Origin of the sequence: Saccharothrix coeruleofusca, assembly GCF_017876325.1 — a bacterium.
GTDB classification, from domain to species: Bacteria; Actinomycetota; Actinomycetes; order Mycobacteriales; family Pseudonocardiaceae; genus Actinosynnema; species Actinosynnema coeruleofuscum.
Window position 1 is genome coordinate 6,567,054 of record NZ_JAGINV010000001.1, and the last position, 26,046, is coordinate 6,593,099.

Sequence of the window (26,046 nt, forward strand, 5' to 3'; positions counted from 1 at the left end):
CTGGTCACAGTGCGTGTCAGCCGCCGATGTCGCGCAACTTCCCGCCTTCCTCCCGCCAGACGGCCACCACGGCGGGCCTGGGTTGGCTGTCCCCGCCGTCGGGCCAGTGCGAAGCCGGGTTGTCCGCTGACGCGCCGTCGACCTCGCCGGGGTGCTGCACGCACACCGTGACGACCTTCTCGCCGATCACCGGGCCGCAGGTCTCCGCGCCGCGCGGCACGGTCAGGAACGCCTTGAGGTGGCCGCGTTCCGGACCCTCCACCGGCAGCGCGAGCAGGCCGTCGTTGTAGCCGGCGAGCTTGCCCTCGGAGTCGGTGGAGATCCACAGGTTGCCGTGCCGGTCGAAGGCCAGGTTGTCCGGGCTGGAGATCGGCGAGACCCGCGACTTGTCGAAGCCCGCGAAGTAGGTGTCCGGCGACTCCGGGTCGCCGCACACCAGCAGCAGGCCCCAGGCGAAGGTCAGGGCGCGCGGGTCGCCGCCGCGCTCGGTCAGCTCCAGCACCTGGCCGTGCCGGTTGTCCACCCTGGGGTTGGCCTCGGTCGGGCCCTCCTTGCCCGCCAGGCCGCGGTCGACGTTGTTGCTCAGCGCGCAGTAGACGACGCCGGTGCGCGGGTGGGTCTGGATGTCCTCGGGGCGGTCCATCTTGGTCGCGCCCGCGGCGTCGGCGGCCAGGCGCGTGAAGACGTAGACCTCCTCGGCGGTGAAGCCGGGCACGAACGACTTGGTGCCCGACGCGAGGGGGATCCACTCGCCGGAGCCGCCGAACCGGCCGTCGGCGGGCAGCTTCCCGGTGCCGTCGATCTCCTCGGGCGGGCTGTCGCCGGTGAACTTGGCGACGTAGAGCGTGCCGTCGTCCAGCAGCGTCATGTTGTGCCTGCGGGCGGCCTTGCTGTCGCCCTTGCGGACCTTGCCCTTGGAGATGAACTTGTAGATGTACTCGAAGCGCTCGTCGTCGCCGGAGTAGGCGACCACGCGGCCGTCGTCGGCGACGCGGACGTTGGCGCACTCGTGCTTGAAGCGCCCCAGCGCGGTGTGCTTGACCGGCGTGGAGGTCGGGTCGTGCGGGTCGAGTTCCACGACCCACCCGAAGCGGTTGACCTCGTTGGGCTCCTTGGTGAGGTCGAAGCGCTCGTCGAAGCGCTCCCACTTGCGCTCGCTGGCCGTGCCGGTGACGCCGTAGCGGCTGAGCCGGGGGTCGGCGAGCGCGTCGGCGTTGGCGAAGTACTGGTTGAAGTTCTCCTCGCCGGACAGCACGGTGCCCCACGGGGTCACGCCGCCCGCGCAGTTGTTCACCGTGCCCAGCACCCTGGTGCCGGTCGGGTCGGCGGAGGTCTTGAGGTACTTCGAGCCCGCCGCCGGGCCGCGCACCTCGAACGGCGTGTGCAGGGTGATGCGGCGGTTGTGGCGGGAGAACCGCGGCGTCAGCCTGCCCGAGGAGGGGGTCCGCGTGACCAGCAGGACGCTCATCCCGTGCGCCGCCCACGAGACGCGGACCTGTTCCTCGGTGGGGTTCTCCGCGTCGTACCCGCGGAACATGAACTCCTCGGTGGTGTACTCGTGGTTGGTCACCAGCAGGTTGGCCAGCCCCAGCGGGTCCAGCGGCAGCAGCGCGGCGAAGTCGCAGTTGTAGCCGAACTGGCGGGCCTGGGCGGCGGCGCTCTGGTGGTCGAAGTCGAACGCGGGGGCGTCCGGGAACAGCGGGTCGCCCCACCGGATCACCACCGCCTGGCGGTAGCCGTCGGGCACGGTCACCTGGTCGAGGGTGTTGGGCCGCACCGGGGTGAAGTCCAGGCCGCGCGGGACCGTTCCGGCACGGGCGGTGCTCCCCGGCAGGCCCACCGCCGCGCCGATGGCGGCCACGACGCCCGCCGTGAGCGCGGCGCGCCTGCTGAGCAGGTCGCCGAAGTAGGGGTTGGCGGAGGTGTTGGGAACGGCGTGGAAGCACGCGTCGCCGCAGCGGTACCGGCAGGTCACCGCCGCGCGACCGGGAGAGTGGTTGGCGAGCAGGGGAAGGTGGACGGCCAACTCGAACGCCTCCTGCGGTCGATCGGTAACCAATCGACGGTAAGCCGGCGGTGACCGGTTGTTAACCCACCGCGCCCACTACGGTCTTCCTCGTGGATGCGGTGGTGTTCGACCTCGACGGCGTGCTGGTGGACTCGGAGCGGGTGTGGGACGAGGTGCGCCGGGCCTTCGCCGCGGCGCACGGCGGCGCGTGGCGGCCCGAGTCGACGCGGGCGATGCAGGGCATGAGCACGCCCGAGTGGGCGGCCTACCTGGTCGACGAGGTCGGCGTGCGGTTGACGCCGGACGAGGTCGCCGGTGGGGTGGTCGAGGAGATGGCGCGCCGGTACGAGGCGGGCCCGCCGGTGCTGCCCGACGCGGTGGAGGTGGTGCGGGCGGTGGCGGCGCGGTGGCCGGTGGCCATCGCCAGCTCCTCGCCGCCGGTGCTGATCCGGTCGTTCCTGGACTCGACCGGGTTGGCCGAGGTGGTGCCGGTGGCGCTGTCCAGCGAGGAGGCGGGCGCGGGCAAGCCCGCCCCGGACGTGTACCTGCTGGCCGCCCGGCGGCTGGGGGTGGACGCCGCGGGCTGCGCCGCCGTGGAGGACTCGACCAACGGGCTGCGCTCGGCGCTGGCGGCGGGGATGGCGGTTTACGCGGTGCCCAACCCGCACTTCCCGCCGGACCCCGAGGTGCTGGGCCGGACCACCGTCCTGGCCCGCTTGGCCGACCTGCCGCAGGCGCTCGCCCGGTCGAGTGGCTGACCCGCCACCCGCGCGGTGCCCGGACGGCCGGTGCCCTCCGGGCAGGAACGGGTGCCCGAACTTCCTCCGTCCTCACCCGTTCGGGCGAGGTGGGACGTGATCAACGCCTAATCTCCGGGCAGCACCGGATCGGGTGGAGAGGACGAGGATGGGCATCGACGGCACGCGGGGCGGTCGGGGAGTGGCGGCGGTGGTCGCGCTGGTGGCGGCGGGCACGCTGGCGGGCTGCTCCGGGGAGGTGCGGGGGGCTGCGGGACCGGGCACGACGGGAACCACCACGACGACCACCGGGACGACGGCCGCGGGAGCGACCACCGGCACCACCGCCTCCGCCAAGCCACCTCGGTGCACGAACCTGGAGGTCTCGGCCCCCGAGGTGGCCCAGGACAGCGGCAGCCTGCACGTGCGGGTGGTGTTCACCAACCGCGGCGGCCGGGAGTGCTCGGTGGCGGGCTTCCCCGGCGTGCGCCTGGACGGGGCCGACGGCACCTCCTGGGACCTCGTCCGCCAGCACCAGGCGCCCGCGTCGCTGACCCTGCCGCCGGACGGGCGGGCGATGAGCAAGCTGACCTTCCTGCCCGAGGCGCCCGAGACGGGCTGGGCCGTGCGGACGCTGGTGGTCACCCCGCCCGACACCACCCAGACCCAGGAACTGCCCTGGACGGCCGGGCCGGTGCTCAAGCAGGACGCCGCGACCCACCCCGGCACCTACATCGGCCCGCTCAGCGCCATGTGACGACGACGCCCCCGCACCCGGACAGCCGGGTGCGGGGGCGGTCGTCGAAGGGGGTCAGCGCTCCACGTCGCCGCGGATGAACGCCTCCACCGCCGCGTGCGCCTCGGAGTCCGAGTACTGCTCCGGCGGGGACTTCATGAAGTACGAGGAGGCGGACAGGATCGGGCCGCCGATGCCCCGGTCGAGGGCGATCTTCGCGGCGCGCACCGCGTCGATGATGATGCCCGCCGAGTTCGGCGAGTCCCACACCTCCAGCTTGTACTCCAGGTTCAGCGGCACGTCGCCGAACGCCCGGCCCTCCAGCCGCACGTAGGCCCACTTGCGGTCGTCCAGCCACGCCACGTAGTCCGACGGGCCGATGTGGACGTTGCGCTTGCCCAGGTCGCGGTCGACCTGGGAGGTGACCGCCTGGGTCTTGGAGACCTTCTTGGACTCCAGGCGCTCCAGCTCCTTCATGTTCAGGAAGTCCATGTTGCCGCCCACGTTGAGCTGCATGGTGCGGTCGAGCTGGACGCCCCGGTCCTCGAACAGCTTGGCCAGCACGCGGTGCGTGATGGTCGCGCCCACCTGGGACTTGATGTCGTCGCCGACGATCGGCACGCCCGCCGCGCGGAACTTCTCGGCCCACTCCGGGTCGGAGGCGATGAACACCGGCAGCGCGTTGACGAAGGCCACGCCCGCGTCGATGGCGCACTGCGCGTAGAAGCGGTCGGCCTCCTCGGAGCCCACCGGCAGGTAGGACACCAGCACGTCCACCTCGGCGTCGCGCAGCGCCTGGACCACGTCCACCGGCTTCTCGTCGGACTCCTCGATGGTCTCCCGGTAGAACCGGCCGAGGCCGTCGAGGGTGTGCCCGCGCTGCACGGTGACGCCCAGCGGCGGCACGTCGGCGATCTTGATGGTGTTGTTCTCGCTGGCCGTGATGGCCGCCGCCAGGTCCTGGCCCACCTTCTTCGCGTCGACGTCGAACGCGGCCACGAACTCCACGTCGCGGACGTGGTAGTCGCCGAACTGCACGTGCATCAACCCTGGCACCCTGCTGCCCGGGTCGGCATCGCGGTAGTAGTGGACACCCTGCACCAGCGACGCCGCGCAGTTGCCGACCCCGACAATGGCCACTCGAACGGTGCGGCGGTTGTCGCCCATGCCGAGTCCTCCTTCTTGTTCTCCGTCAGTGCCCAGCTCAGTGGGCGAAACTTGCTAGTCGTCCCGCTCGCGCTGCTCGGCCTGCTCGTGGGCGATCAGCTCGTTGAGCCACCGCACCTCGCGCTCGGTGCTCTCCAGGCCGAGCCGGTGCAGCTCGCGGGTGTAGCGGTCGATCCGCTCGCTGGTGGCCGATAACGACGTGCGCAGGCCCTCGCGGCGCTCCTCGACCCGGCGCCTGCGGCCCTCCAGGATGCGCATCCTGATCTCGGCGGGGGTGCGGGAGAAGAACGCCAGGTGCACGCCGAACGAGTCGTCGTCCCAGGTCTGCGGGCCCGCGTCGGACAGCAGTTCGGCGAACCGCTCCTTGCCCTCGGCGGTCAGCTTGTAGACCTTCCGCGCGCGGCGGCCCCACCGCGCCGCGTCGTCCTCGGGGGTCTCCTCCACGATGAGCCCGCCGCGTTGCAGGCGGCGCAGCGTGGGGTACAGCGTCCCGTAGGAGAAGGCGCGGAACGCTCCGAGCAGCTCGTGCAGCCTCTTGCGCAGCTCGTAGCCGTGCATGGGCGCCTCGTGCAGCAGGCCCAGGACCGCGAACTCCAGCACGGGTCACCTCCAACCCTGGGCTCCGATGGGTGTGTCGAGTATATCGAGGCGATACATCTGCGCTCGCTGAGCGTGTGCCGTGGGCCACACTCGGTGCCGTGAGAAACGCCACTGGACTGAACGGCCGACCGAAGGGGTTGGAGCGCCCCGTACTCTGGTCCCGTGCCGACCCAACGCCAGGTGGTGGACTACGCGCTGCAGCGCCGTGCGCTGCTGGCGGAGGTCTACTCGGGCCGGGTGGGCACCATGGAGGTGTGCGACGCCAGCCCGTACCTGCTGCGAGCTGCGAAGTTCCACGGTGAACCGAGCGATGTGACCTGCCCGGTGTGCCGCAAGGAGCCGCTCACCCTGGTGTCCTGGGTGTACGGCGACGAGCTCAAGCACGCGGCCGGGTCCGCGCGCACCGCCGAAGAGCTCACGCGCATGGCCAACCTCTTCGAAGAGTTCAACGTCTACGTCGTAGAGGTTTGCCGCACATGTAGTTGGAACCACCTGGTGCAGTCATACGTCCTGGGTACGCGCGACTTGGATGCCCACAAGCCGCGCAGGAGGACCGCGGCGGAGTGAACGGGCTCCCACCGCGGGCGCCGCGCGCCCGAGCGACGGCGACGTACGACCACCGAACCGCGCGCTGCCGCGCGCCGGTCTGGGAGGCCTTTTCGTGAACGACCAGCATGACGACAGGCACCGTGGCGGGGAGCCGCAGTGGCCGACCGGGGAGGACCCGGACGGCGGTGCGCAGCCACCGCGCTACGGCGCCCAGGATCAGCCGGAGCGTCCGAGCACCCCGCCCGGCGGCTTCGCACGACCGCAGCCGCCGCGCCAGGGCACGCCGCCCGGCGGTTTCGCGCGTCCGCAGGGCGGGGGCACGCCCCCGCGCGGCATCCCGCAGGGCCAGCCGCCCCTGGGTGGTCCCGGCCAGCCGCCGCGCGGGCAGGCGGGTCCGCCGCCACCACCGCCCGGCGGCCCCGCCCCCGGCGGTCCCCAGGCGGGCCAGGGCGGCCCTGCCCAGGGTGGCCCCGGCCCGCAGCGGCCCGCCACGCCTCCCGGCGGTGCGCGCCGTCCCGGCCCGGCCGGTCCGGTGCCCCCCGGCGGACGGCCCCCGGCCGGTGGTCCGGGCGGTCCGCGCCGTCCCGGCGGCCCCGGTCCCGAGCGCAGGCCCGCCGATGAGCCGACCGACCTGCTGGCCCCGGTGCAGCCGCCGGTCGCGGAGCGCGAGCCCCAGCTGCTCACCCACCGCGAGCCGGACGAAGAGGTCATCGAGGCGTACTACGACGACGAGGACGAGTACGACGACGAGGAGCTGACCGACGAGGAGGCACGTGCCTTGCGCCGCAAGAAGATCTGGCGGCGCGTGCGGCGCGTCTCCTACGTGGTGCTCGGGCTGATGGTGCTCAGCCCGCTGGTCGCCTTCGCCATCGCCTACCAGATCGTCGACGTCCCGATCCCCGAACAGGTCGCCGCCCAGCAGGGCAAGGCGATCACGGTGCTGTACTCCGACGGCTCGGAGATGACCAAGATCGCCCCGCACGGCGCGAACCGCAGCCTGGTCAAGTACGAGGAGCTGCCGGACACGGTCAAGAACGCGGTCTTCGCGGCCGAGGACCCGACGTTCATGACCAACCCCGGTTTCGACATCAAGGCCATCGCCCGCGCGGGCTGGTACCAGCTGACCGACCGGGACAGCGGCGGCTCGGGCCTGACCCAGCAGTACATCAAGCAGGCGACCGAAGAAGACGACCTCACGTTGACCCGCAAGTTCAACGAGATCGTCAAGGCGTACAAGATGTCCAAGCAGCAGGGCAAGCCGGAGATCCTGACCGCCTACCTCAACACCATCTACTTCGGCCGCTCCGCCTACGGCATCAAGACCGCCGCGGAGATGTACTACGGCAAGCAGCTGGCCGAGCTGACCCCGTCCGAGGCCGCGCTGCTCGCGGGCATGATCCAGAACCCCGGCCGCTCCGAGGACGAGGCGTACACCAAGGAGCGCTGGGAGTACGTGATGGGCCAGATGGTCGAGCACAAGATGATCGACCAGGCCTACCGCGACTCGCAGACCTTCCCGACGATCAAGCCGCTGGCCGACGTGCAGCAGTTCGCGCTGGAGGGCCCGCTCGCGCACGTGCAGAACCAGATCGAGCAGGAGATGGCCAAGCACAACGTGCCGCGCAACGTGGCGCAGAAGCGCGGCGCGGTGGTGCACACCACCATCGACCCGGCGATGCAGAAGGCCGCCGACGAGGCGGTCAACGAGATCATGGCCAACCAGCCCGAGGAGCTGAAGTACTCGCTGACCGCCATCGACCCGAACACCGGCGCGGTGCGCGCCTACTGGGCGGGCAAGGACGGCAACGGCATCGACTACGCCAAGGGCACCATCCAGGAGGCGGGCTCCTCGTTCAAGCCGTTCGACCTGGTGGCCGCGCTCAAGATGGGCAAGGGCCTTGGCTCGACCTACGACGGCACCTCGCCGCGCACGTTCCCCGGCCTCAAGGACCCCATCCGCAACGCGACGGACCCGAACAACTCATGCGGCAAGGAGTGCCCGATCCGCGAGGCCATGCGGCTGTCGCTGAACACCGTGTTCTACGACATGGTGCTCAACGACACCGGTGCCCAGGCGGTCGCCGACGCGGCGCACCAGGCGGGCATCCCCGAGTCGGTGATCATCGAGGGCAAGGAGCGCAAGCTCCTGGTCGGCGAGAACGGCGGCAGGCCCAACGTGGGTATCTCCCTGGGTGGTGACGACGCGCAGGTGCGGCCGTTCGACATGGCCTCCGCCTACGCCACGTTCGCCGCCCGCGGCGTCTACCGCGAGCCGTTCTTCATCACCAAGATCACCGACGCCGAAGGCGACGTGCTCGTCCAGCCGCCGGTGGTCGAGCGGCCCGCGTTCGACCCCGACCCGCAGAAGAGCCGGGACATCGCGGACAACGTGACCGAGGCGCTCAAGGTGATCCCCACCTCGTCCAAGATCGGCTGCGCGGGCGGGCGCGAGTGCGCGGGCAAGACCGGCACCCACGAACTGCCCGACAACGCCTCGCAGAACTCGAAGGCGTGGATGGTGGGCTACACCCCGTCGCTGTCGGCGGCGGTGTGGATGGGCCGCAACGAGGGCAACGTGGCGCTGCAGGACGCCAGGGGCAACGCGATCTTCGGCAGCGGCCTGCCCGGCAAGATCTGGCAGAAGTTCATGGACAAGGCGCTGGCGAACAGCCCGAAGGAGACCTTCCCCAAGGCCAAGCCGCTGGGCCAGTTCGAGAACCCGAGGAAGGTCGTCAGCTCCGCGCCGACCTCGACGCCGAAGAAGGAGGACGACCGCAAGGAGGACAGGGACCGACCCTCGATCCCCACGGCTCCGTCCGTCCCGGAGTCGTCGTCGTCCCCGAGCAGCCCCACCAGGCCCGGCGGTGGCAGGCCGTGCGGCGTGCTCTGCACGTCCGACCCGCCCCCCTCCAGCGGCGGTGAACGACCCGATCCCATCAGCGATCCGACCAGATGAGCGAAGGGCCCGGCGCACCAGCGCCGGGCCCTTCCGCTTGCGCGGGCGTCGACTTCTCACACGGGCCGTGGGCCGGTACCCGTAGCATCCGGCGGGTGGTTAGCCCTTCGCAGAGCCCGCAGGCGGACGCCGACGACACCGATTCGCTCACCCCGGGCGAGCGCGTCCACCCCACGTGGACCGAGCCGCTCGTGCGCGGCGCCAGCAGGCTGGTGGGCGGCCCGCTGGGCAAGCACGCCGCGGTGGGGCGGCAGTGGTTCTGGACACCGCTGCGGGTGGTGCTGCTGCTGGCGCTGGTGACGCTGTCGCTGGCGTGGCTGCAGAAGTCCCCGTGCGTCCAGCAGTACGTCGACGCCAACGGCGTGGTGCAGCTGGACTGGCGGGGCAGCCGCCAGTTCACCGCCATGTGCTACTCCGACACCGTCCCGCTCTACACCGCCGAGCGGTTGGACAAGCCGGACACCTTCCCCTACAAGACCTCCTGGATCGACGACCAGGGCAAGCCCACCGAGCACGTGCGGTACATGGAGTACCCGGTGCTCACCGGCCTCTTCCAGTGGGTCAACGCGCGCATGGCGCAGGGCTGGACGGAGCTGGCCGAGTCGGGCTGGCTGCCCTCGCCGATGACGGTGATCGTCTACTTCGACATCACCGCGGTGTGGCTGGCGCTGGCCTGGCTGGTGACCGCGTGGGGCACGCTGCGGATCTCCCGGCGCAGGCCGTGGGACGCCGTGCTGGTGGCCGTGTCGCCGCTGGTGGTCGTGCACGCCTTCACCAACTTCGACACGCTCGCCACCGCGTTCGCCACCGCCGGCCTGCTGGCGTGGGCGCGGCGCAAGCCCGTGCTGGCCGGCGTGCTGCTCGGCCTGGGCGGCGCGGCCAAGCTGTACCCGCTGTTCCTGCTCGGCCCGCTGCTGCTGCTGTGCTGGCGGTCCGACAAGCTGCGGCAGGGCCTGTCCACGGTCTTCGCGACGCTGCTGACGTGGGCGGCGGTGAACGCGCCGATCGCGCTGCTGTACCCGGAGGGCTGGCGGGAGTTCTTCCGGCTCAACACCGAGCGCGGCGTGGACCCGGACTCGCTGTACAACGTGCTGGCCCAGTGGACCGGCTGGCAGGGCTTCGACCCCGGACTGGCGCCCGGCCAGGCGCCCGAGGTGCTCAACACGGTCAGCGCGGCGCTGTTCCTGGTCTGCTGCGCGGCGATCGGCGTGGTAACGCTGTCCGCGCCGCGCAGGCCCCGGTTCGCGCAGCTGGGTTTCCTGGTGGTGGCGGCGTTCCTGCTGACGAACAAGGTGTGGAGCCCGCAGTACTCGCTGTGGCTGGTCCCCCTGGCGGTGCTGGCGCTGCCGCGCTGGAAGCCGCTGCTGGCGTGGATGGCGGTGGACGCGCTGGTGTGGGTGCCGCGGATGATGTTCTACCTGGGCGTGGACAACAAGGGCCTGCCGATCGACTGGTTCCTCGGCGCGGTGCTGCTGCGCGACGTGGCGGTGATCGCGCTGTGCGTGCTGGTGGTGCGGGAGATCTACCGGCCCTCGCGGGACCTGGTGCGGCTGGCCGGGGACGACGACCCGGCGGGCGGGGTGTTCGACGGCGCCCCGGACCGCCGGGTGCTGCGGCTGGGCCGGGGCGCGCGGCGGGTGGCCGAGCCGGTCGGCTGAGCGGGTCGGCCGTCCCTGGTCGGGGCGGGTGTCAGGCGGCGCGCGGCGCGGTGAGCGGGACGCGCCGCCCGACCCGTTCGGCGAACGGCACCACCTCGGCCCGCAGGAACACCACGAACAGCGCCACCAGCAGCGCCGCCCTGCCCCACACGCCGATCACCACGGCCTGCGCGGAGAACCCGTCGTAGATGCCCGAGGGGCCGCCGTACTCGATCGCGAAGAACCACCGGAAGATGCCGATGCCCATCGCCAAGTCCGCGGCGAAGTAGGCGAACGCCCAGCCCAGCGGGATGCGCAGCAGCACGAACATGGGCACCAGCCACAGCGTGTACTGCGGCGAGTGGACCTTGTGCAGCAGCAGGAACCCGCACAGCATCGCCGCCGACACCGGGATCCACGGGTAGACGCCCTCGCGCTGGTAGCGCTGCCAGCCCAGCCAGCACGCCAGCAGGAACGACAGCACCATGCACACCGGCGAGAGCAGGCCCACCACCGACTGCATGGTGTCGTCGGCCATGAACGGGCGCATGGACCAGTACCAGATGGAGTTGGTGGTGATGTCCACCCGGCGCATCTGCTGGAACGCGAACGACGCCTTCCAGCCCTCCAGGCCGATCACCGCGAACGGCAGGTTGATCAGCACCACGGTCACGATCGACGCCAGCGCCACCTTCAGCGCGCCCGCGTAGTCGTAGCCCTTGCGCGGGTCGGCGGTCAGCACGTACAGGGCCAGCGGCAGCACGAAGATCGCCGGGTAGAGCTTGAACGCGAACCCGACGCCCAGTAGCACCGAGGCCACGATGGCGCGGGTCAGCAGCGGGCGGTCCGCGCCCCGGCGGCCCCAGCCGCGGTGCACCACGTAGACCGCGGCCACCGCGCAGAACACCACCGGCAGGTCCCAGTTGTGGAAGGCGTAGAGCACCATCGGCGGGCCGATCGCCCACAGCAGCGCCCGCCACCGGGTCAGCTTGCCCAGCAGCCACGCGGTGGCCAGCCCGAACGGGGCCATCAGCAGCGCGGAGAACAGCAGGAAACCCGCGTCGTTGTGGGCGAACACCGCGCCCGCCCAGATCAGCAGGCCGGTCAGCACCGGGTACTCGACCGTGCCGCCGACCAGCACGCCCTTGCTGTTGATGCCGCCGTGGACGTAGGGGAAGACGTGGCGGTCGACGTCGCGGCCGATCCAGAGGTGCTGGATGTCGGAGTAGCAGACCTCTTCCTTGTTGCGCCGCTCGTAGTCGGGCTGGCTGCGGCCCCACTGGTCGAACCCTGGTCCGGTGCAGCGGTCCTTGTTGGCGAAGCCCGCCAGCAGGGTCAGCCCGCACAGCAGGACCAGCGCGGCCAGCGCGGCCCGGCCGAACCGGCGCGAGCGCTCCCCGGCACGCCCGCGTCGGGGCATCGCGGCCACCACCTCCCGCGCCACGGTCACCGGCCCAGGCGCTCGCGCAGGTAGGCGATGTCCGCGGCCTGGCCCTCGTCCGGTGTCTCCACCAGCACCGGGCAGCCCGCCGCGGCGCACACGGCCACCAGCTGGTCGGGGTCGATCGTGCCGGACCGGACGCCCGCGTGCCGGTCGCGGGAGGAGCCGAAGGCGTCGCGGGAGTTGTTCAGGTGCACCAGGTCGATCCGGCCGGTGAGGGCCTTGACCCGGTCCACCACGTCGACCAGGTCCTCACCGGCGGCGAACGCGTGGCAGGTGTCCAGGCAGAAGCCCGCGCCGAACTCGCCCACCGCGTCCCACAGCCTGCCCAGCACGTCGAACCGCCGCGCCACCGCGTTCTCGCCGCCCGCGGTGTTCTCGATCAGGATCGGGACTCCGAAGCCGCCCTGCTCGGCCTGGCGCTCGAACAGCTTGCGCCAGTTGGCGATGCCCTCGGCGACGTCCTCGCCCTTGGCGACGTGGCCGCCGTGCACGACCAGGCCCCGCGCGCCGACCTCGGCGGCGGCCTGGGCCTGCTGCGCCACCGCCTTGCGGGACGGGATGCGGACGCGGTTGTTCAGCGAGGCGACGTTGATGACGTAGGGGGCGTGCACGAACACGGTCAAGTCGCTGTCCCGCAGCCGCTCGGCCTGCGGGTGCGGCGCGGGGGCCTTCCAGCCCTGGGGTTCGGAGAGGAAGAACTGGACGACCTCGGCCCCGCGGGCCGCCGCGGCGCCGAGCGGGTCGTCGTCGCGGACGTGGGCCCCGATGCGCATGACCATGGAGGGTAGTCGGCGCGGGGAACACCCGGACGGGCACCGCTGCTACGACAGCTGCTACGACATCCGCCGCCACATCCGCCGGGGCGGGCCTATGGCGCGCGTCACCACCAGGACCTACGCTCGTTACTTGGGAGTAGGTAGTGGTGTCGCCGGGGCAGGAGGCAGGACATGCGGACCCGCTGGGCACGGGTGGCAGGCGCGGCGGCCGCGGTGCTGTCGGTCGGAGGGCTGTCGATCGGCGGGGCGGGGTCGGCCGCCGCCGCGGAACCCGTGGTGGTGGGCAGCTGCGCGACGACCGTCCAGGGCGCGCCGGGCACCCCGATCTCGCTCAGCCCCGCCGCCGTGGTCGACCCGGTGGTGCACGCGGTCCGGGCGGTGCCGCTGCTCGGCCCGCCGCTGGCCGACCCGCTGCGCGCCACCTTCACCGCCTTGCCGCCCATCCCCGTCGGCGCGGTCCCCACCGGCTCCGGCGTGATCACCGGCGGCCAGATCGCCGAGCGGGTCAACGCCGAGCTGGCCGAGCTGCCGCTGCTGGGACCGGTCATCGGCGCGCTGACCAGCGGCGTGCACGCCGAGCTGAGCAAGCTCTGCGGCATCACCGCGCAGGCCGTCAACACCGCCGCGGGCACCGTCCAGGAGGGCTCGAAGGCGCTGGCCGACGCCTCCCAGCGGGCCACCGGCCAACTGCCCGGCGTGCCGGGCGGCCAGCCCGCGCCCGGCACCCCGCCCGCCGCCGAACAGCCCGGCGGCACCCCGCCCGGCACCCCCGCCGCGAGCCCGCCCGGCCCCGCCACCGGCACGGTCGCCCCGGTCGGCGGCGTCGGCCCGCTGGAGCTGCCGCTGTACGGCACGACGGGACAGGGCTCGGGGGTGAACTCCGGCAGGCTGCCGCTGTTCAGCTACGGCTCGCTGCCCTTCGCCATGCCCGGCCAGTACTCGCCCTCGCCCGGCGTCCGCTACGGCGGCCAGGTGCCCGGCTACACGCCCGGCTCCGGCCTGCCCGGCGAAGCCGACGGCGTGCGGACCGCCGGTCGCGCCCAGGCGCTGCCCGGCTCGGGCGCGGGCGGCGTGGCCGCCCCCGTCCTGCTGGCCGTGCTGCTGCTGGCGTGCGTCACCGGCGCGCTGGTCCGCACCTGGGTGCTGCGCCGCGCCACCGCCTGAGAGCTGGGGTTTTCGTCCCTCCGGGGTGCGCCCTGTACCCTTGTCGGGTTGCTGACGCGACGACCCTCCTGCCACGGAGAGCCCGTGGCCGCGAGTCCACAGGAGGTGAGTGGTCTTCATGCGTCATTACGAAGTGATGGTCATCCTGGACCCCAGTCTCGACGAGCGCACCGTCGCGCCCTCGCTCGACACGTTCCTCAACGTCATCCGCACCAGCGGTGGCAACGTGGAGAAGGTCGAGGTGTGGGGCAAGCGCAGGCTGAGCTTCGAGATCAAGAAGAACAGCGAGGGGATCTACGCGGTGCTCGACCTGACCGCGACCCCCGACGCGGTGAAGGAGCTGGACCGCCAGCTGGGCCTGCAGGAGACGGTGCTCAGGACCAAGGTCCTGCGCCGGGAAACCGCCAAGGCCTGAGCCCGGCATGGCTGGCGAGACGACGATCACGGTGGTCGGGAACCTGACCGCCGATCCCGAGCTGCGCTTCACCCAGTCCGGCGCCGCGGTGGCGAGCTTCACGGTCGCCTCCACGCCCCGGACCTTCGACCGCCAGAGCGGCGAGTGGAAGGACGGGGAGGCGCTGTTCCTGCGGTGCAACGTGTGGCGGCAGGTCGCGGAGAACGTGGCCGAGTCGCTCACCCGCGGTTCGCGCGTGCTCGTCACCGGGCGGCTGCGCCAGCGCTCCTTCGAGACGAAGGAAGGCGAGAAGCGCACCGTCGTGGAGCTGGAGGTCGACGAGATCGGCCCCTCGCTGCGCTACGCGACCGCGAAGGTCAACAAGGTGAGCCGGGGAGACGGCGGCGGCGGCTTCGGCGGCGGCCAGCCCTCCCGTCCGAGCGCGCCCGCCGACGACCCGTGGGGCTCCGCCCCGCCTGCCGGGTCCGGCGGCTTCGCCGACGAGCCCCCCTTCTAAGACCTCGCACCGGTCACCCAGACACACACCGCTTCATCCAGGAGTCCACACATGGCCAAGCCGCCTGTGCGCAAGCCCAAGAAGAAGGTCTGCGCGTTCTGCAAGGACCGCAACGCGAACGCGATCGACTACAAGGACACCACCCTGCTCCGGAAGTACATCTCGGACCGGGGCAAGATCCGCGCCCGCCGGGTGACCGGCAACTGCAGCCAGCACCAGCGCGACGTGGCCGTCGCGGTGAAGAACGCGCGCGAGATGGCGCTGCTGCCCTACACCTCGACCGCTCGCTGACAAGGGGGGACAACCGTGAAGCTCATCCTCACCGCTGACGTCAGCGGCCTCGGTGGCCCCGGCGACGTCGTCGAGGTCAAGGACGGCTACGGCCGCAACTACCTGCTGCCCCGCGGCCTGGCCATCGTGGCCACCAAGGGCGCGGCCAAGCAGGTCGAGGTCATCCGCCGCGCGCAGGAGACCCGCCGCATCCGCGACCTGGACCACGCCAAGGAGGTCAGGGCCTCGCTGGAGAACCTGGGCTCGGTGACGCTGAAGGCCAAGGCCGCCGCGGGCTCGAAGAAGCTGTTCGGCTCGGTCACCACCTCCGACGTGGTCTCCGCCGTCCGCGCCGCGGGCGGCCCGACGCTGGACAAGCGCTCGATCGAGCTGGCGGGTCACATCAAGACCCTCGGCAAGCACTCGGTGAACGTCCGGCTGCACCCGGAGGTCACCGTCGCGCTGGCCGTGGAGGTCTCGGCCGCGGGCTGAGTCCGTCAAGGCACCGGGAGCGCCGCCCACCGATTTCGGTGGGCGGCGCTTTCGCGTGCCCGCCGTCCGCCGACCCTGTGGACAACTCGTGTTACACCTCGACCGCGACACGCCGCGATCGCAGTAACACGCGACACGCCGAGGTGTGGCGAACGAGTTTCTCCACAAGTTATCCACAGCCACTGAGCTGCGAAAACTTTCGCCACGGGGCTAGTTGTCCCCAGGTTGTCCACAAGATCCGCGACCCCTGTGGTCAGCTCCCCACAACCATCCCCAAGCTATCCACAGGTCTGTCCTCAGGCTGGTTTGCCTGCCCCGCACGGAGGGCTCTAGCGTCCGGCTGTCGCTGAGCCACCGGCCGCGTGGCACGCGGGAATTGTCGGTGGGACGGGGTAGAAACAGCGGCACGATTCGATTGGGGTGAGTTCGCGTGGCGCTGGTGGACGACCGGGGGATGGCCGAGCCCGGCTTCGAACGACAGCCCCCGCAGGACCTCGCCGCCGAGCAGTCCGTGCTCGGCGGCATGCTGCTGAGCAAGGACGCCATCGCCGACGTCGTCGAGGTGCTCTCCCCCAACGACTTCTACCGCCCCGCCCACCAGGCGGTCTACGACTGCATCCTCGACCTCTACGGCCGGGGCGAACCCGCCGACCCGATCACCGTCTCCGCCGAGCTCGAACGCCGCGGCGAGCTGCTGCGCGTCGGCGGCGCCCCCTACCTGCACACCCTCATCGCCACCGTGCCCACGGCGGCCAACGCCAGCTACTACGCCGAGATCGTCGCCGAGAAAGCCGTCCTGCGACGCCTGGTGGAAGCGGGCACCCGCATCGTCCAGCTCGGCTACAACGGCGCCGAGGGCGCCGACGTCGACGAGGTCGTCGACCGCGCCCAAGCCGCCATCTACGAGGTCACCGAGCGGCGCACCACCGAGGACTACGTGGCGCTGGAGGACCTGCTCCAGCCCACCATGGACGAGATCGACGCCATCGCCTCGCGCGGCGGGTCCTCCCTGGGCATCCCGACCGGCTTCGCCGACCTGGACGAGCTGACCAACGGCCTGCACCCCGGCCAGATGATCATCGTCGCGGCCCGGCCCGGCGTGGGCAAGTCAACGCTGGGACTGGACTTCGCCAGGTCGTGCTCGGTGAAGCACGGTCTGACCAGCGCGATCTTCTCGCTGGAGATGAGCCGCACGGAGATCGTGATGCGGATGCTCTCCGCCGAGGCGCGCATCCGGCTGGGCGACATGCGCAGCGGTCGGATGAGCGACGACGACTGGACCCGGCTGGCGCGGCGGATGAGCGAGATCAGCGAGGCGCCGCTGTTCGTGGACGACTCGCCGAACCTGACCATGATGGAGATCCGGGCCAAGGCGCGGCGGCTCAAGCAGCGGCACGACCTGCGGCTGCTGGTGGTGGACTACCTGCAGCTGATGTCGTCGGGCAAGCGCAGCGAGTCGCGGCAGCAGGAGGTCTCGGAGTTCTCCCGGAACCTGAAGCTGATCGCGAAGGAGCTGGAGATCCCGGTGATCGCGATCAGCCAGCTGAACCGAGGTCCCGAGCAGCGCACGGACAAGCGCCCGCAGCTGTCGGACCTGCGCGAGTCGGGTTCGCTGGAGCAGGACGCGGACATGGTGATCCTGATCAACCGGCCGGACGCGTGGGAGCGGGACGACCCGCGCGCGGGTGAGGCGGACCTGATCCTGGCCAAGCACCGCGCGGGGCCGACGGCGACGATCACCGTGGCGCACCAGCTGCACTACAGCCGGTTCGCCGACCTGGCGCAGGGCTGATCCGGGGCTGATCGGCCTCTCTCGCGGAATGCGGTCGCGCGGGGCCGCCGCGGTTCTACCATCGTCGGATGCCACCCGACGCGGCGCGGCGCAGCGAGCAGTCGAGGCGGGCGACCTTGGCAGCGGCGTTGGAGCTGGTGGAGGCGCTCGGCCACGCGGGGCTGACCATCGAGGCGGTGGCCGCGCGGGCCGGGGTGGGCAAGCAGACGATCTACCGCTGGTGGCCGTCGAAGGGCGCGCTGCTGTTCGAGGCGTTCCTGGAGTTCGAGCCGGGCGGGCGGGAGCCGCCGCGGCCCTCGGCGCTGGCCGACGACCTGCGGCGGGCGGTGGCGGACGCGATCGACGAGGTGACGCAGCGGCGGTTCGACCAGGTGTGCAGGCTGCTGGTGCACGAGGAGCGGGCGGACCTGCTGGCGCTGCTGATGGCGCCGCGGCGGTTGGCGGTGGAGGAGCGGTTGCGGCGGGCGCAGCTGCTCGGGGAGATCTCCGCCGACCTGGACGTGGTGGCGGCGGCGGAGCTGCTGCTGGGGCCGGTGTACCAGCGGTGGCTGCTGCGCTCCGCGCCGCTGTGCGACTCGTTCGCCGACACGCTGGTGGAGCTGGTGCTGCGGTCGCTGCGCGGCGGGCCGTGATGGGTAAGGTCCGCCGGTTGTGGGATACGCCGTGGTCGACGTGGAGACGACCGGGTTCGCCGCTGGCCGCGCGGACCGGGTGGTCGAGGTGGCCGTGGTGCACCTGGACGAGGGCGGTGCGGTCACCGGCGAGTGGTGCACGCTGCTGAACCCCGGCCGCGATCTCGGGCCGGGGCGCGTGCACCGGATCAGCGCCGCCGACGTGTGGCACGCGCCGACGTTCGCGCAGGTCGCGCGGACGTTGGCGGGGTTGTTGGCCGGGCGGGTGGTGGTGGCGCACAACCTGGCGTTCGACGCGCGGTTCCTGGCGGCGGAGTTCGCGCGGCTGGGGGTGGACGTGCCGCTGGTCGGGTTGTGCACGATGCGGTTGGCGGCGGACTTCCTGCCGGGGGTCGGGCGTTCGCTGCGGGCGTGCTGCGAGGCGGCGGGTGTGGTGTTGGCGGAGGCGCACTCGGCGTTGCACGACGCGCGGGCCACAGCGGAGCTGTTCGCGGGATACCTGCGCGCGGGTGGTCGGTGGCCGGAGCTGCTGGACCGGGTCGCGGCGGCGGTGTGGCCGGTCGTGCCGGGTGACGCGGTGGCGGAGGTGCGGCGGGGGTCCGCGCCGCCGCGTCCGCGTCCGGAGCCGGTCGCGTTGAGCCGCGGTGACCTGGTGGTGTTCACCGGGCAGATGGCCGACCCGCGCGAGGTGTGGGAGCGGCGGGCGTGCGCGGCGGGGCTGCGGGTCAACCGCGGGTACGTCACGAAGGCGACGCGCGTGCTGGTGGCGGCGGACCCGTGGACGTTGTCGGGCAAGGCGCGACGGGCCCGCGCCTACCGGGTGCCGATCGTGTCCGAGGAGGACTTCGCCGCGATGCTGGGGTTGCTCGCGGCCGGGAAAGATCACCGGTCCGGGTGGTCCCAGGTCTATTGAAAAGCGATGGACCGGCGAGAAGGGTTGTGACGGACGGGGTTGCCGCCGGCGGAAGGCCCGAGTCCTATGCGCACCGTGCAGACGAGTTCCTGGGACGACCTGGTAGCCGCGCTTCCGGTGGGCGTGCTGCTCCAGGACCAGGGGGGCGCGGTGCTGGCGGGCAACCGACTGGCCGCCGACCTGCTGCGGCTGCCCGAGCTGGCGGGCGCGCACTGCCCCGCCGCCAGTGACGACTCGGGCGCGCCGCTGCCCAGCTGCGCGGAGCTGGCCGCGCAGGTGCTGCGGACCGGGGCGGCGCTGACCGTGCCGATGGTGCTGCCGCACACCCGGCTGTGGGCCGAGTACCACCCGGTGGTCGTGGGTGGGCAGCCCCGGCTGCTGGTGCTGCTGCGGCCCGCCGCTTCTCCGGTGCCGCCGCCCTCGGCGGGCCTGGTCGACCCGCTGACCGGGCTGCCCGGCCGGGCGCTGCTGCTCGACCGGCTGGAGCAGTCGCTGACCAGGGCCCGCACCCACGGCACCCTGGTGTCGCTGGTGCTGCTCGACGTGCACCGGCTGGCCGGGGTCAACCGGGAGCACGGGTTCGAGCGGGGCGACGAGCTGCTGCGCGCGCTGGCCGGGCGGCTGCGCCAAGGGCTGCGCCCGGACCACACCGTGGCCCGCTACGGCGGTGACGAGTTCGCCGTGGTCGCCGAGCACCCGGACGGCAGCGGCGCGGCGATCGCGGAGCGGGTGCGGGCGCTGGCCGGGCCCGCGGTGCGGGTCGCGGACGGGTGGCTGCGGCCGGAGGTGCGGGTCTGCTGGGTGACCAGCGACGGCGAAGCTCCGGTGGACGCGGTGGTCGCGCACGTGGCGGACCGGTTGCGCGGCTGATCCGGAACGGGCGAGGCCCCCGGCGCGGACGCCGGGGGCCTCGCGGATGCGGCGCGTCAGAGGCGCGGCAGGATGCTGGTGGCGTCCAGGGCGCTCAGGGCGGGCAGCTGCCTGCCCCCGGCCAGGTCCAGCGGGCTGACGTTGAGGTCGCTCAGCGAAGCCTCGGGCAGGGCGGGCATGGCCGGGACCGCGGAGCGCGGCTGGGCCACGCCGGGCACCGGCAGCACCAGCGGCAGCGCGACCGGGGCCGCGACCGGCAGGGTCGGCACGCTGCGCTGGTGGGCGCCCACCGGCAGGGCACCGACCGGCAGAGCGCCCACCGGCAGGGCGCCCAGGGGCAGGGTGCCCGCGAAGGGCCGGTCCGCCAGCCCGTCCACGGTGGCCAGCGGAATCCGGTCCAGCCTGGTCAACCGGGTCAGCCGGGGCAGCTCGGTGACGCCCATCAGGCTGTCCACGCCGACCGGCAGGTCGATGCCCAGCAGCCCCTTCGAGCCGTTGCCGTGCTCGTCGTCCTCACCGGTGCGCTGGAGGTTGTCGTCCAGCACCTGGGTGCTGGCGGTGCCCAGCACGTCCACCGGCACGTCGTAGACGCGCGCCACCTTCTCGACCGGCAGCTCGGTGTCCTGCGCGGTCCCCGCGCCGGAGCCCTCGGTGCTGGTGCGGCCGCCCGACTGGGCGTAGCTGGCGTTGGCGGTCCGGCTGTCGGCCAGCCCCGCCACCGCGACCGCGTCGCCGAACGCGCCCGGCTGGGCGTTGAGCGGCAGGCTGAGCAGGTTGCCCGACATCGAGGCGTCCTGGGCCGAGGTGCGGTGGTCCCCGCCGGAGATCACGTCGGACCAGTTCAGCGCCCTGGACTTGCCGTTGCCCGCCACGGTGGCGGTGTCGCCGAAGACCTGCAGCGGCAGGGCGGACTGCGCGGTCAGCCCGTTGCCCGACCACGAGCCCCGGTCACCGGAGGTGGTCACGTCGTCGCCCGCCACCGAGCGGAAGTTGTTGGAGGTGTCGCTCTCCACGTTGCTGCCCGCGCCCAGCGCGGTGCCGAAGACCTGCGGCGAGGTCGCGGCGGGCAGCGAGAGGACGTTGCCAGCCAGCGAGCCCTCGTCACCGGTGGAGGTGGCCTTGCCGCCCGCGGTGGAGAACAGCTTGTTGTCGGTGTCGGTCGAGCCGTTGCCGACGGCCACCGCCGTGCTGCCGAACTTCTGCGCCGGGTTCGACGTGGGCACGTGCAGGATGTTGCCGGACAGGGAGCCGTGCTTGCCGGTCGCCTCGGGCGAGCCGCCCGCCTTGACCACGGTGCTGCCGCCGGTGTCCGAGGTGGGGTTGCCGACCAGGGCGCCCGCGTTGCCAAAGCCCTGCGCGCCCAGCGCGGTCGGCGCGGAGACGACGTTGCTGGAGATGGTGCCGTCGTCGTCCTTGCTGTTGGGCGTGTCGCCCGAGCGGACCAGCTTGTGCTCGGTGGTGCTGCCGTCGGCCTGGCCGACGGCGGTGAGGCCGTTGCCGAAGCCCTCGACCGGCGTGGCCAGCGGGACCTGGCCGATGTTGCCCGACACCACGCTGTCGTTGCCCCGGCTGGCGTTGTAGCCGCCCGCCTCGGAGCTGACGGTGTTCTCGCAGCCCCCGACCGCCAGGCCGCCGCCGGACACGCCGTTGCCGCACAGGTCGACCGCGGTCGCGGGCGGGGTGGTGGCGGTGTTGGAGGACAGCACCGAGCCGTCGCCGTTGGTGAACGTGCCGCCGCCCGCGGTGGCCCTGGAGTCGTTGGTGTGGCCCGCGGTGGTGTTGCCCAGGCCGGACAGGGCGTTGCCGCCGCCGGAGACCGGCAGCGCGACCGGCGCGTCGCCCAGGTTGCCCGACAGGGTCGAGCCCTGGCCGCTGGTGCTGGTGAAGCCACCGGCCCTGGAGTGGTTGGAGGTGCCCGAGCGGACGTCGGAGTTGCCCAGCGCGGAGGTGGCGTTGTCGCTGGCCACCACCGGTCCGGCCAGCTGCGGCTGCAGCGCGTTGCCCGCGAGGGTGCCCTTCTCGCCGCTGGTGCCCAGCCAGGTGGGGATGCCGTGGATGCCGCTGCGCGTGGTGCCCGCCTCGGCCCTGGCGTGGTGCCCGCCCGCCACGTCGGCGTTGCCCGCGCCGGACAGGCCGTTGCCGTTGACCGCCACGATCGGGGCCAGCGGGACGCCCAGCGCGTTGCCGCCGACCGAGCTGCCGTCGCCGTCGGTCTTGAGCGAGCCGGGGGTGACCGCGTAGCCGGCGGCGTAGGAGTCGGCGCGGGCGTTGCCCGCGCCCGCGACCGCGTTGTCGGTGAACTGCACCGGCACGGCCCACTGGCCCGCCACCACGTTGCCCGACAGCGAGCTGTCCCGGCCGGAGGTGGTGATGTCGCCGCCCGCGGCGGCCTGCTGCTCCATCACGGCGCGCGACTCGGCGTTGCCGACGCCGCTGACCGCGTTGCCGCCCGCCTGCACGGGGACCGCGGCGGACAGCGAGGTGACGTTGCCGGCGAGCGAGCCGCGCGAGCCGTCGGTGGTGATGGCGCCGGTGCTGGCGTCGGTCCTGGCGCAGCGGCCCTCGGCGTAGGCGTCGCCGCCCGCCGCGATGGCGTTGCCGCAGGCGCTGACCGGGACCACGATGTCGCTGTCGACGGTGTTGCCTCGGGTGACGCGGTGCACCCCCGTGGCGCCCAGGCGCTCCCGCGCCCCGCGCAGCAGCGGGTTGACCGGGGCCGGGACGGCTCCGGCGAGCTGCTCGGTGCCGATCTCGCGGTGGAACTCCGGCAGGTCCCGGTTGCCGTGCGGGGTGCCCACGTTGTTGTGCGCGACGTCCACGGGGATCTTGACCCGTGCGTCCAGCGGCGAGGGGGAGGCGTCGGGGTTGACGTTCTCCTGGGCTGAGGCGATGCCCGTGCCGAGCATCAGCAAACCACCAGTGACAAGTGCGGACTGGATACCGCGCTTGGCCCAGGTCTGCATGGGTTCTCCTTCCGATGTCCCTTGCGGGAGGTGGTGGGCGGGCGGTCGGACGCGGCAGGCGTCGGGACGGCGACCACCCGGATCTGAGGGCGGTTCTGAGGGCGGTGCGGAGCGCGGCGACCGGTTGAGAGCGCGACGAACCGCGCGTCGGTCGACTACCGGGGCGGCCGGAGGGCCGCCGCGGACCGCGCGCGGGGATCAGTCAGGGGTGATGCCGGGCTGCTTGCCGGGTGTCACGGTGTTCCGCTCGTCGCCGGGCAGCGCGGCCCGGCCGGTGGCGGAAGCGGTGCGGTGGGCGGACGCGCTCGCGAAGGACGCGCTGCCGCCGCCTGCGGACCCGGAGCCGTCGCCACCGCAGGAGCAGTGCGCCGGTGCGCTCGCGGGGGGCGCGAACGGCATCGACGGGACGCGGGACGGGTCGCCGGGCAGGGTGGGGTGCTCCTCGGCGGCCAGCACCGGCAGGTGCTGGGCCGACAGGGCGGGCCAGGTCTTGCTCAGCTCGTGGAACGTGCCCGCGAACTCGGGGACCTCGGGCACCGGGAGCTCCGCGACGGGAGCGGGGTGCGCGGTGGCCTGAGTCGGCGCGAGGGACGGGGCGGACACGGTGGCCGTGCGGCCGACCACGTCGACCTGGGGGAGGACCGCGGCCACGGCGGGCCGCTCCGGCTCGGGCTGGAACAGCGTGCCCATCTGGCCCACGGTGCCGCCGATGTCGTGCGCCACCTGGCCCAGGTCGGCCGGGGCCGCCTCGCGGGCCAGCTCGCTCGGCGCGCGCAGGGTGGCGTCCAGGTCGGCCACCGCCCCGGTCACCGGCTCCACCACCGGGGCGACCGCCCCGGTCAGCGGGGTGCGCTCGGTCGCCGAGGTCAGCGCCGAGGTCAGCGCGTCACCCTCCTCGGCGACCTGCGCGGAGGCCGGGGCCGCGGACAGCGCCCAGACGACGGCGCTGCCCGCCAGCGCGCCACCGGCCACCAGCGCGGCACGGGTGAGCAGCCGCCGGACGCGGCTCGCCCCCGTTCCCGCTCGCTGGTCGCCGGTCGACACCGCTGGTACCTCCACCTGGAGAAGTGCTGGGATCCGCCGGCTGGAAGACCTCGGTGATCAAGCCGACGCCGAGAGCCTGCCGGCACCGACGGGCCGATCGCACGTCCACGGAGCCGAGTTCGCCGGATCGTGTGATGAACACGCACCGTTCGCGAATATCACTCACAGTGGTCAGATCCGCTTGAGCACGCGCGCCGCCCCGGCCGCCGCCGTCGAGGCGAGGATCCAGCCCACGGCGATCAGGGTGCTGGAGATCCACTGCGAAGCACCGGTGAACCGCCACTTGCCGTCGTGACCCAGGTCCACGATCGGCACCAGCAGGTCCACCGACAGCAGCCACGGGTTCCACACCGGCACCTCGTCCTCGTTGAGCCGCGTCATCTCGTGGCCCGCGAACCACAGCGACCCCACCAGCCAGAACGCGGTCAGCCAGGCGATGGCCAGCCACGGCCGGTAGCCGTAGCCGACCGTCCAGCGCTGCAGGAAGCCCCACACCCGGCCCGCCCAGCCCAGCTCCGAGTAGCGCCGGTGCTGCTTCTCCAGCTGCACGCGCTGGGCCAGCTCCTCCTCGCCGCCGTCCCGGTAGACCGCGGCCAGCTGCTCGTACGGGCCGGGCGCGAAGTCCGGCTGCACCCGGCGCAGCCAGCGCAGCCGGGTGCCCACGTCCACCGGGGGCGTCGAGTCGATCGAGGTGAAGGTGAAGTCCTCCACGGCCACCCCGCCGGTCGCCGCCCACAGGCCGGGGCCGTCGTACACCGCCGTCGCCCGCGCCCTGGTCAGCAGCACGCGCCCCTCGGGCACCCGGTCCTCGCCCAGCCGCAGCACCAGCTGCGGGACGGTCAGGCCGTAGGCGTTGAGCGCGATGTCGCCGGCCGGACCGCCCAGCCTCGCGCCCGCGAAGTTCGCCATCTTGCCCACCTCGGCCAGCCGCACGCGCACCCCGCCCGCCGCGTGGAACCCGTCGTCGCACAGCAGGTCCTTGCCGACCGTGGCGACCCGCGCGTCCAGCGACGGCTTCACCGAGCCGTCCGGCCTGCGCCGGGGCCGCTCCAGCACCGCGCCGGCGCAGTCCAGGGTCGAGCCGATCTCGGCGTTCTGCAGCCGCAGCGAGCCCTCGGCGCGCAGCTCGCGCAGGAACAGCGTGCCGCCCACCCGCAGCCGGTCGGCGAACAGCACGTCGATGCCGGGGCCGTGCAGCCGCACGCCGGACAGGCTCGCGCTGCCGCGCACGTGCGCGTCGACCAGCCGCACCTGCCCGTAGACGCGCAGCGCCGACTCCCGCGCGCCGTCACCTCGGAAACCGCCGTCGACCGCGCCGCGCGCCTCCAGGTCCCCGCGCACCACCATGCCGTCGGCGTGCAGCGCCACCGGGATGTGCTCGTCGGCGCGGTCCAGCACCTCCAGCGCCTCCGGCCTGCCGATGACCGCGCCGGACAGCCGCAGGTAGCCGCCGACCTCGGCGCCGGGCAGCCGCACCGTGCCGGAGGCGGTGAACCCGTCGTCCAGCTCCACGTTGCCGTCCACCCGGACGCGGTCGGCCACCAGTGACGCGGCCTCGTCGGCGGTGCCTCGCGGGATGACCAGCACCGGCCGGTCCACCGCGCTGGACCGCAGCCGCGCGCCGGAGAACACCACGTCGCCGCCGACCCGCGCACCGGGCAGCAGCACCCGGCCCTCGGCGGTGAACCGGCCGCCCTCGGCGTCGCAGAACAGCGTGCCCGCGACCTGCACGCCCGTGGCCTCCAGGGCGTCCTGACCGGGGTTGATCAGGCGCGCGCCGCCCAGGTGGACGTTGCCGCCGAAGTTCGCGCCGCGCAGCCGCACCTCACCCGTCGCGCGCAGGGCGATGGCCTGCATCGAGCCGGACACCCGGATGCGCGCGGCCAGCAGCGCGTGGTCGCCGCCGCGCAGCACCGCCCCGGCCAACCGGACCGTGCCGCGCACCGCCGCGTCGGTCAGGTCCACCACGCCGTCGCTGGTGAACCCGGCCTCCAGCACCAGGTCGCTGCCCACCCGCAGGTTGCGCCCGCGCAGGCCGGGCATCCGGCAGCCGCGCAGCCGCAACCCGGTCAACCGGGCCATGCGCAGGTCCGGCGGCTGCTCGAAGACGCAGTCCCGCAGGTCCACCACGTGCCGCACGCGCGCGCCCTCCAGCCGGAGCAGGCCCACGACGTGCGCGCCGACCAGCCGCAGCGCGGGCAGCCCGGCGGGCGCGGGCCCGGTCAGCAGCGCGGTCAGCACCTCGCCGCGCACCGTGCGGTCGCGCTTGGCCGTCCCCGGTCCGAACACCACGCGCGCACCGGTGACGAAGGCATCGCGGACCCGCTGTTCTGCGGACGTGAGATCGGGCACCGTTCGATCCGATCATCCCGACACCGGTGTTGA

At 73.0% G+C, this 26,046-nt stretch carries 22 protein-coding genes; 14 read left to right on the forward strand and 8 right to left on the reverse strand.

Annotated elements, in window-relative coordinates; all coding sequences use genetic code 11:
* Positions 1-16: 16 nt before the first annotated feature.
* Positions 17-2,026 carry a PhoX family protein gene (locus JOF41_RS30190; RefSeq protein ID WP_244989730.1) on the reverse strand — a complete coding sequence of 670 codons (2,010 nt, stop codon included), beginning with the start codon at positions 2,024-2,026 and terminating at the stop codon, positions 17-19.
* Between the two features lie 92 nt (positions 2,027-2,118).
* On the opposite strand from JOF41_RS30190, the gene JOF41_RS30195 reads away from it, so the two are divergent.
* Both JOF41_RS30195 and JOF41_RS30200 read left to right on the forward strand, forming a co-directional pair.
* Positions 2,119-2,766 carry an HAD family hydrolase gene (locus tag JOF41_RS30195; protein WP_209623422.1) on the forward strand — a complete coding sequence of 216 codons (648 nt, stop codon included), beginning with the start codon at positions 2,119-2,121 and terminating at the stop codon, positions 2,764-2,766.
* A gap of 148 nt (positions 2,767-2,914) precedes the next feature.
* Positions 2,915-3,502 (forward strand): DUF4232 domain-containing protein, encoded by a 588-nt coding sequence (locus JOF41_RS30200; protein WP_209623423.1) that lies wholly within the window; start codon positions 2,915-2,917, stop codon positions 3,500-3,502.
* A gap of 54 nt (positions 3,503-3,556) precedes the next feature.
* Here JOF41_RS30200 and JOF41_RS30205 read toward each other — a convergent pair whose 3' ends face one another.
* Both JOF41_RS30205 and JOF41_RS30210 read right to left on the reverse strand, forming a co-directional pair.
* Positions 3,557-4,648 carry an inositol-3-phosphate synthase gene (locus tag JOF41_RS30205; protein WP_209623424.1) on the reverse strand — a complete coding sequence of 364 codons (1,092 nt, stop codon included), beginning with the start codon at positions 4,646-4,648 and terminating at the stop codon, positions 3,557-3,559.
* A gap of 54 nt (positions 4,649-4,702) precedes the next feature.
* On the reverse strand, positions 4,703-5,248 hold the full coding sequence (locus tag JOF41_RS30210; protein ID WP_189221606.1) for a PadR family transcriptional regulator: 546 nt from the start codon (positions 5,246-5,248) through the stop codon (positions 4,703-4,705).
* Positions 5,249-5,410: 162 nt separating this feature from the next.
* On the opposite strand from JOF41_RS30210, the gene JOF41_RS30215 reads away from it, so the two are divergent.
* The 3 genes from JOF41_RS30215 to JOF41_RS30225 all read left to right on the forward strand — a co-directional run bounded on the left by JOF41_RS30215 (position 5,411) and on the right by JOF41_RS30225 (position 10,411).
* Positions 5,411-5,815, forward strand: a complete 405-nt coding sequence (locus tag JOF41_RS30215; RefSeq protein ID WP_189221605.1) for a DUF5318 domain-containing protein — start codon at positions 5,411-5,413, stop codon at positions 5,813-5,815.
* Between the two features lie 94 nt (positions 5,816-5,909).
* Entirely contained in the window at positions 5,910-8,753 is a 2,844-nt protein-coding gene (locus JOF41_RS30220) for a transglycosylase domain-containing protein (protein WP_307867570.1), read from the forward strand.
* A gap of 95 nt (positions 8,754-8,848) precedes the next feature.
* Positions 8,849-10,411, forward strand: coding sequence for a glycosyltransferase family 87 protein (locus tag JOF41_RS30225; RefSeq protein ID WP_307867571.1), 1,563 nt, complete (start codon positions 8,849-8,851; stop codon positions 10,409-10,411).
* A gap of 31 nt (positions 10,412-10,442) precedes the next feature.
* On the opposite strand, the gene JOF41_RS30230 is transcribed toward JOF41_RS30225, so the two are convergent.
* Both JOF41_RS30230 and JOF41_RS30235 read right to left on the reverse strand, forming a co-directional pair.
* Positions 10,443-11,810 (reverse strand): glycosyltransferase family 87 protein, encoded by a 1,368-nt coding sequence (locus tag JOF41_RS30230; protein WP_209624541.1) that lies wholly within the window; start codon positions 11,808-11,810, stop codon positions 10,443-10,445.
* Positions 11,811-11,836: 26 nt separating this feature from the next.
* Positions 11,837-12,607: a deoxyribonuclease IV gene (locus tag JOF41_RS30235; RefSeq protein ID WP_189221602.1), complete on the reverse strand. Its 771-nt coding sequence runs from the start codon at positions 12,605-12,607 to the stop codon at positions 11,837-11,839.
* Between the two features lie 174 nt (positions 12,608-12,781).
* Between JOF41_RS30235 and JOF41_RS30240 the strand changes: the two genes are divergently transcribed.
* The 9 genes from JOF41_RS30240 (at position 12,782) to JOF41_RS30280 (ending at position 19,654) form a co-directional block, all read left to right on the forward strand.
* Positions 12,782-13,774 carry a hypothetical protein gene (locus JOF41_RS30240; RefSeq protein WP_209623427.1) on the forward strand — a complete coding sequence of 331 codons (993 nt, stop codon included), beginning with the start codon at positions 12,782-12,784 and terminating at the stop codon, positions 13,772-13,774.
* A gap of 118 nt (positions 13,775-13,892) precedes the next feature.
* On the forward strand, positions 13,893-14,189 hold the full coding sequence (gene rpsF / locus JOF41_RS30245) for a 30S ribosomal protein S6 (protein ID WP_189221600.1): 297 nt from the start codon (positions 13,893-13,895) through the stop codon (positions 14,187-14,189).
* A gap of 7 nt (positions 14,190-14,196) precedes the next feature.
* Positions 14,197-14,685: a single-stranded DNA-binding protein gene (locus JOF41_RS30250; RefSeq protein WP_189221599.1), complete on the forward strand. Its 489-nt coding sequence runs from the start codon at positions 14,197-14,199 to the stop codon at positions 14,683-14,685.
* Between the two features lie 51 nt (positions 14,686-14,736).
* Entirely contained in the window at positions 14,737-14,976 is a 240-nt protein-coding gene (gene rpsR, locus JOF41_RS30255; protein WP_189221598.1) for a 30S ribosomal protein S18, read from the forward strand.
* Positions 14,977-14,991: 15 nt separating this feature from the next.
* Positions 14,992-15,447 carry a 50S ribosomal protein L9 gene (gene rplI, locus JOF41_RS30260; protein WP_189221597.1) on the forward strand — a complete coding sequence of 152 codons (456 nt, stop codon included), beginning with the start codon at positions 14,992-14,994 and terminating at the stop codon, positions 15,445-15,447.
* A gap of 430 nt (positions 15,448-15,877) precedes the next feature.
* Positions 15,878-17,239, forward strand: coding sequence for a replicative DNA helicase (gene dnaB / locus JOF41_RS30265; protein WP_372448500.1), 1,362 nt, complete (start codon positions 15,878-15,880; stop codon positions 17,237-17,239).
* 68 nt (positions 17,240-17,307) lie between these two features.
* Positions 17,308-17,871: a TetR/AcrR family transcriptional regulator gene (locus tag JOF41_RS30270; RefSeq protein ID WP_209623428.1), complete on the forward strand. Its 564-nt coding sequence runs from the start codon at positions 17,308-17,310 to the stop codon at positions 17,869-17,871.
* 19 nt (positions 17,872-17,890) lie between these two features.
* The gene (locus tag JOF41_RS30275; protein ID WP_209623429.1) at positions 17,891-18,784 is read left to right on the forward strand and encodes an exonuclease domain-containing protein; all 894 of its coding nucleotides are present in this window, start codon (positions 17,891-17,893) and stop codon (positions 18,782-18,784) included.
* A gap of 66 nt (positions 18,785-18,850) precedes the next feature.
* Positions 18,851-19,654 carry a GGDEF domain-containing protein gene (locus tag JOF41_RS30280; RefSeq protein WP_209623430.1) on the forward strand — a complete coding sequence of 268 codons (804 nt, stop codon included), beginning with the start codon at positions 18,851-18,853 and terminating at the stop codon, positions 19,652-19,654.
* A gap of 56 nt (positions 19,655-19,710) precedes the next feature.
* Here JOF41_RS30280 and JOF41_RS30285 read toward each other — a convergent pair whose 3' ends face one another.
* The 3 genes from JOF41_RS30285 to JOF41_RS30295 all read right to left on the reverse strand — a co-directional run bounded on the left by JOF41_RS30285 (position 19,711) and on the right by JOF41_RS30295 (position 26,013).
* Complete coding sequence (locus JOF41_RS30285) at positions 19,711-22,617, reverse strand: beta strand repeat-containing protein (protein WP_209623431.1); 2,907 nt, start codon at positions 22,615-22,617, stop codon at positions 19,711-19,713.
* 198 nt (positions 22,618-22,815) lie between these two features.
* Positions 22,816-23,661, reverse strand: a complete 846-nt coding sequence (locus JOF41_RS30290) for a hypothetical protein (RefSeq protein ID WP_209623432.1) — start codon at positions 23,659-23,661, stop codon at positions 22,816-22,818.
* A gap of 171 nt (positions 23,662-23,832) precedes the next feature.
* Positions 23,833-26,013 carry a translocation/assembly module TamB domain-containing protein gene (locus JOF41_RS30295; protein WP_209623433.1) on the reverse strand — a complete coding sequence of 727 codons (2,181 nt, stop codon included), beginning with the start codon at positions 26,011-26,013 and terminating at the stop codon, positions 23,833-23,835.
* Between the last annotated feature and the right edge of the window lie 33 nt (positions 26,014-26,046).

What these genes read in the sequence shown, in the direction of transcription:
- JOF41_RS30280 (WP_209623430.1), top strand. Translation starts at nt 18,851, where the DNA reads ATGCGCACCGTGCAGACGAGTTCCTGGGACGACCTGGTAGCCGCGCTT.
- rpsF (WP_189221600.1), top strand. Translation starts at nt 13,893, where the DNA reads ATGCGTCATTACGAAGTGATGGTCATCCTGGACCCCAGTCTCGACGAG.
- rpsR (WP_189221598.1), top strand. Translation starts at nt 14,737, where the DNA reads ATGGCCAAGCCGCCTGTGCGCAAGCCCAAGAAGAAGGTCTGCGCGTTC.
- JOF41_RS30235 (WP_189221602.1), bottom strand. Translation starts at nt 12,607, where the DNA reads ATGCGCATCGGGGCCCACGTCCGCGACGACGACCCGCTCGGCGCCGCG.
- JOF41_RS30250 (WP_189221599.1), top strand. Translation starts at nt 14,197, where the DNA reads ATGGCTGGCGAGACGACGATCACGGTGGTCGGGAACCTGACCGCCGAT.
- JOF41_RS30200 (WP_209623423.1), top strand. Translation starts at nt 2,915, where the DNA reads ATGGGCATCGACGGCACGCGGGGCGGTCGGGGAGTGGCGGCGGTGGTC.
- JOF41_RS30230 (WP_209624541.1), bottom strand. Translation starts at nt 11,810, where the DNA reads ATGCCCCGACGCGGGCGTGCCGGGGAGCGCTCGCGCCGGTTCGGCCGG.
- JOF41_RS30240 (WP_209623427.1), top strand. Translation starts at nt 12,782, where the DNA reads ATGCGGACCCGCTGGGCACGGGTGGCAGGCGCGGCGGCCGCGGTGCTG.
- JOF41_RS30205 (WP_209623424.1), bottom strand. Translation starts at nt 4,648, where the DNA reads ATGGGCGACAACCGCCGCACCGTTCGAGTGGCCATTGTCGGGGTCGGC.
- JOF41_RS30285 (WP_209623431.1), bottom strand. Translation starts at nt 22,617, where the DNA reads ATGCAGACCTGGGCCAAGCGCGGTATCCAGTCCGCACTTGTCACTGGT.
- JOF41_RS30270 (WP_209623428.1), top strand. Translation starts at nt 17,308, where the DNA reads ATGCCACCCGACGCGGCGCGGCGCAGCGAGCAGTCGAGGCGGGCGACC.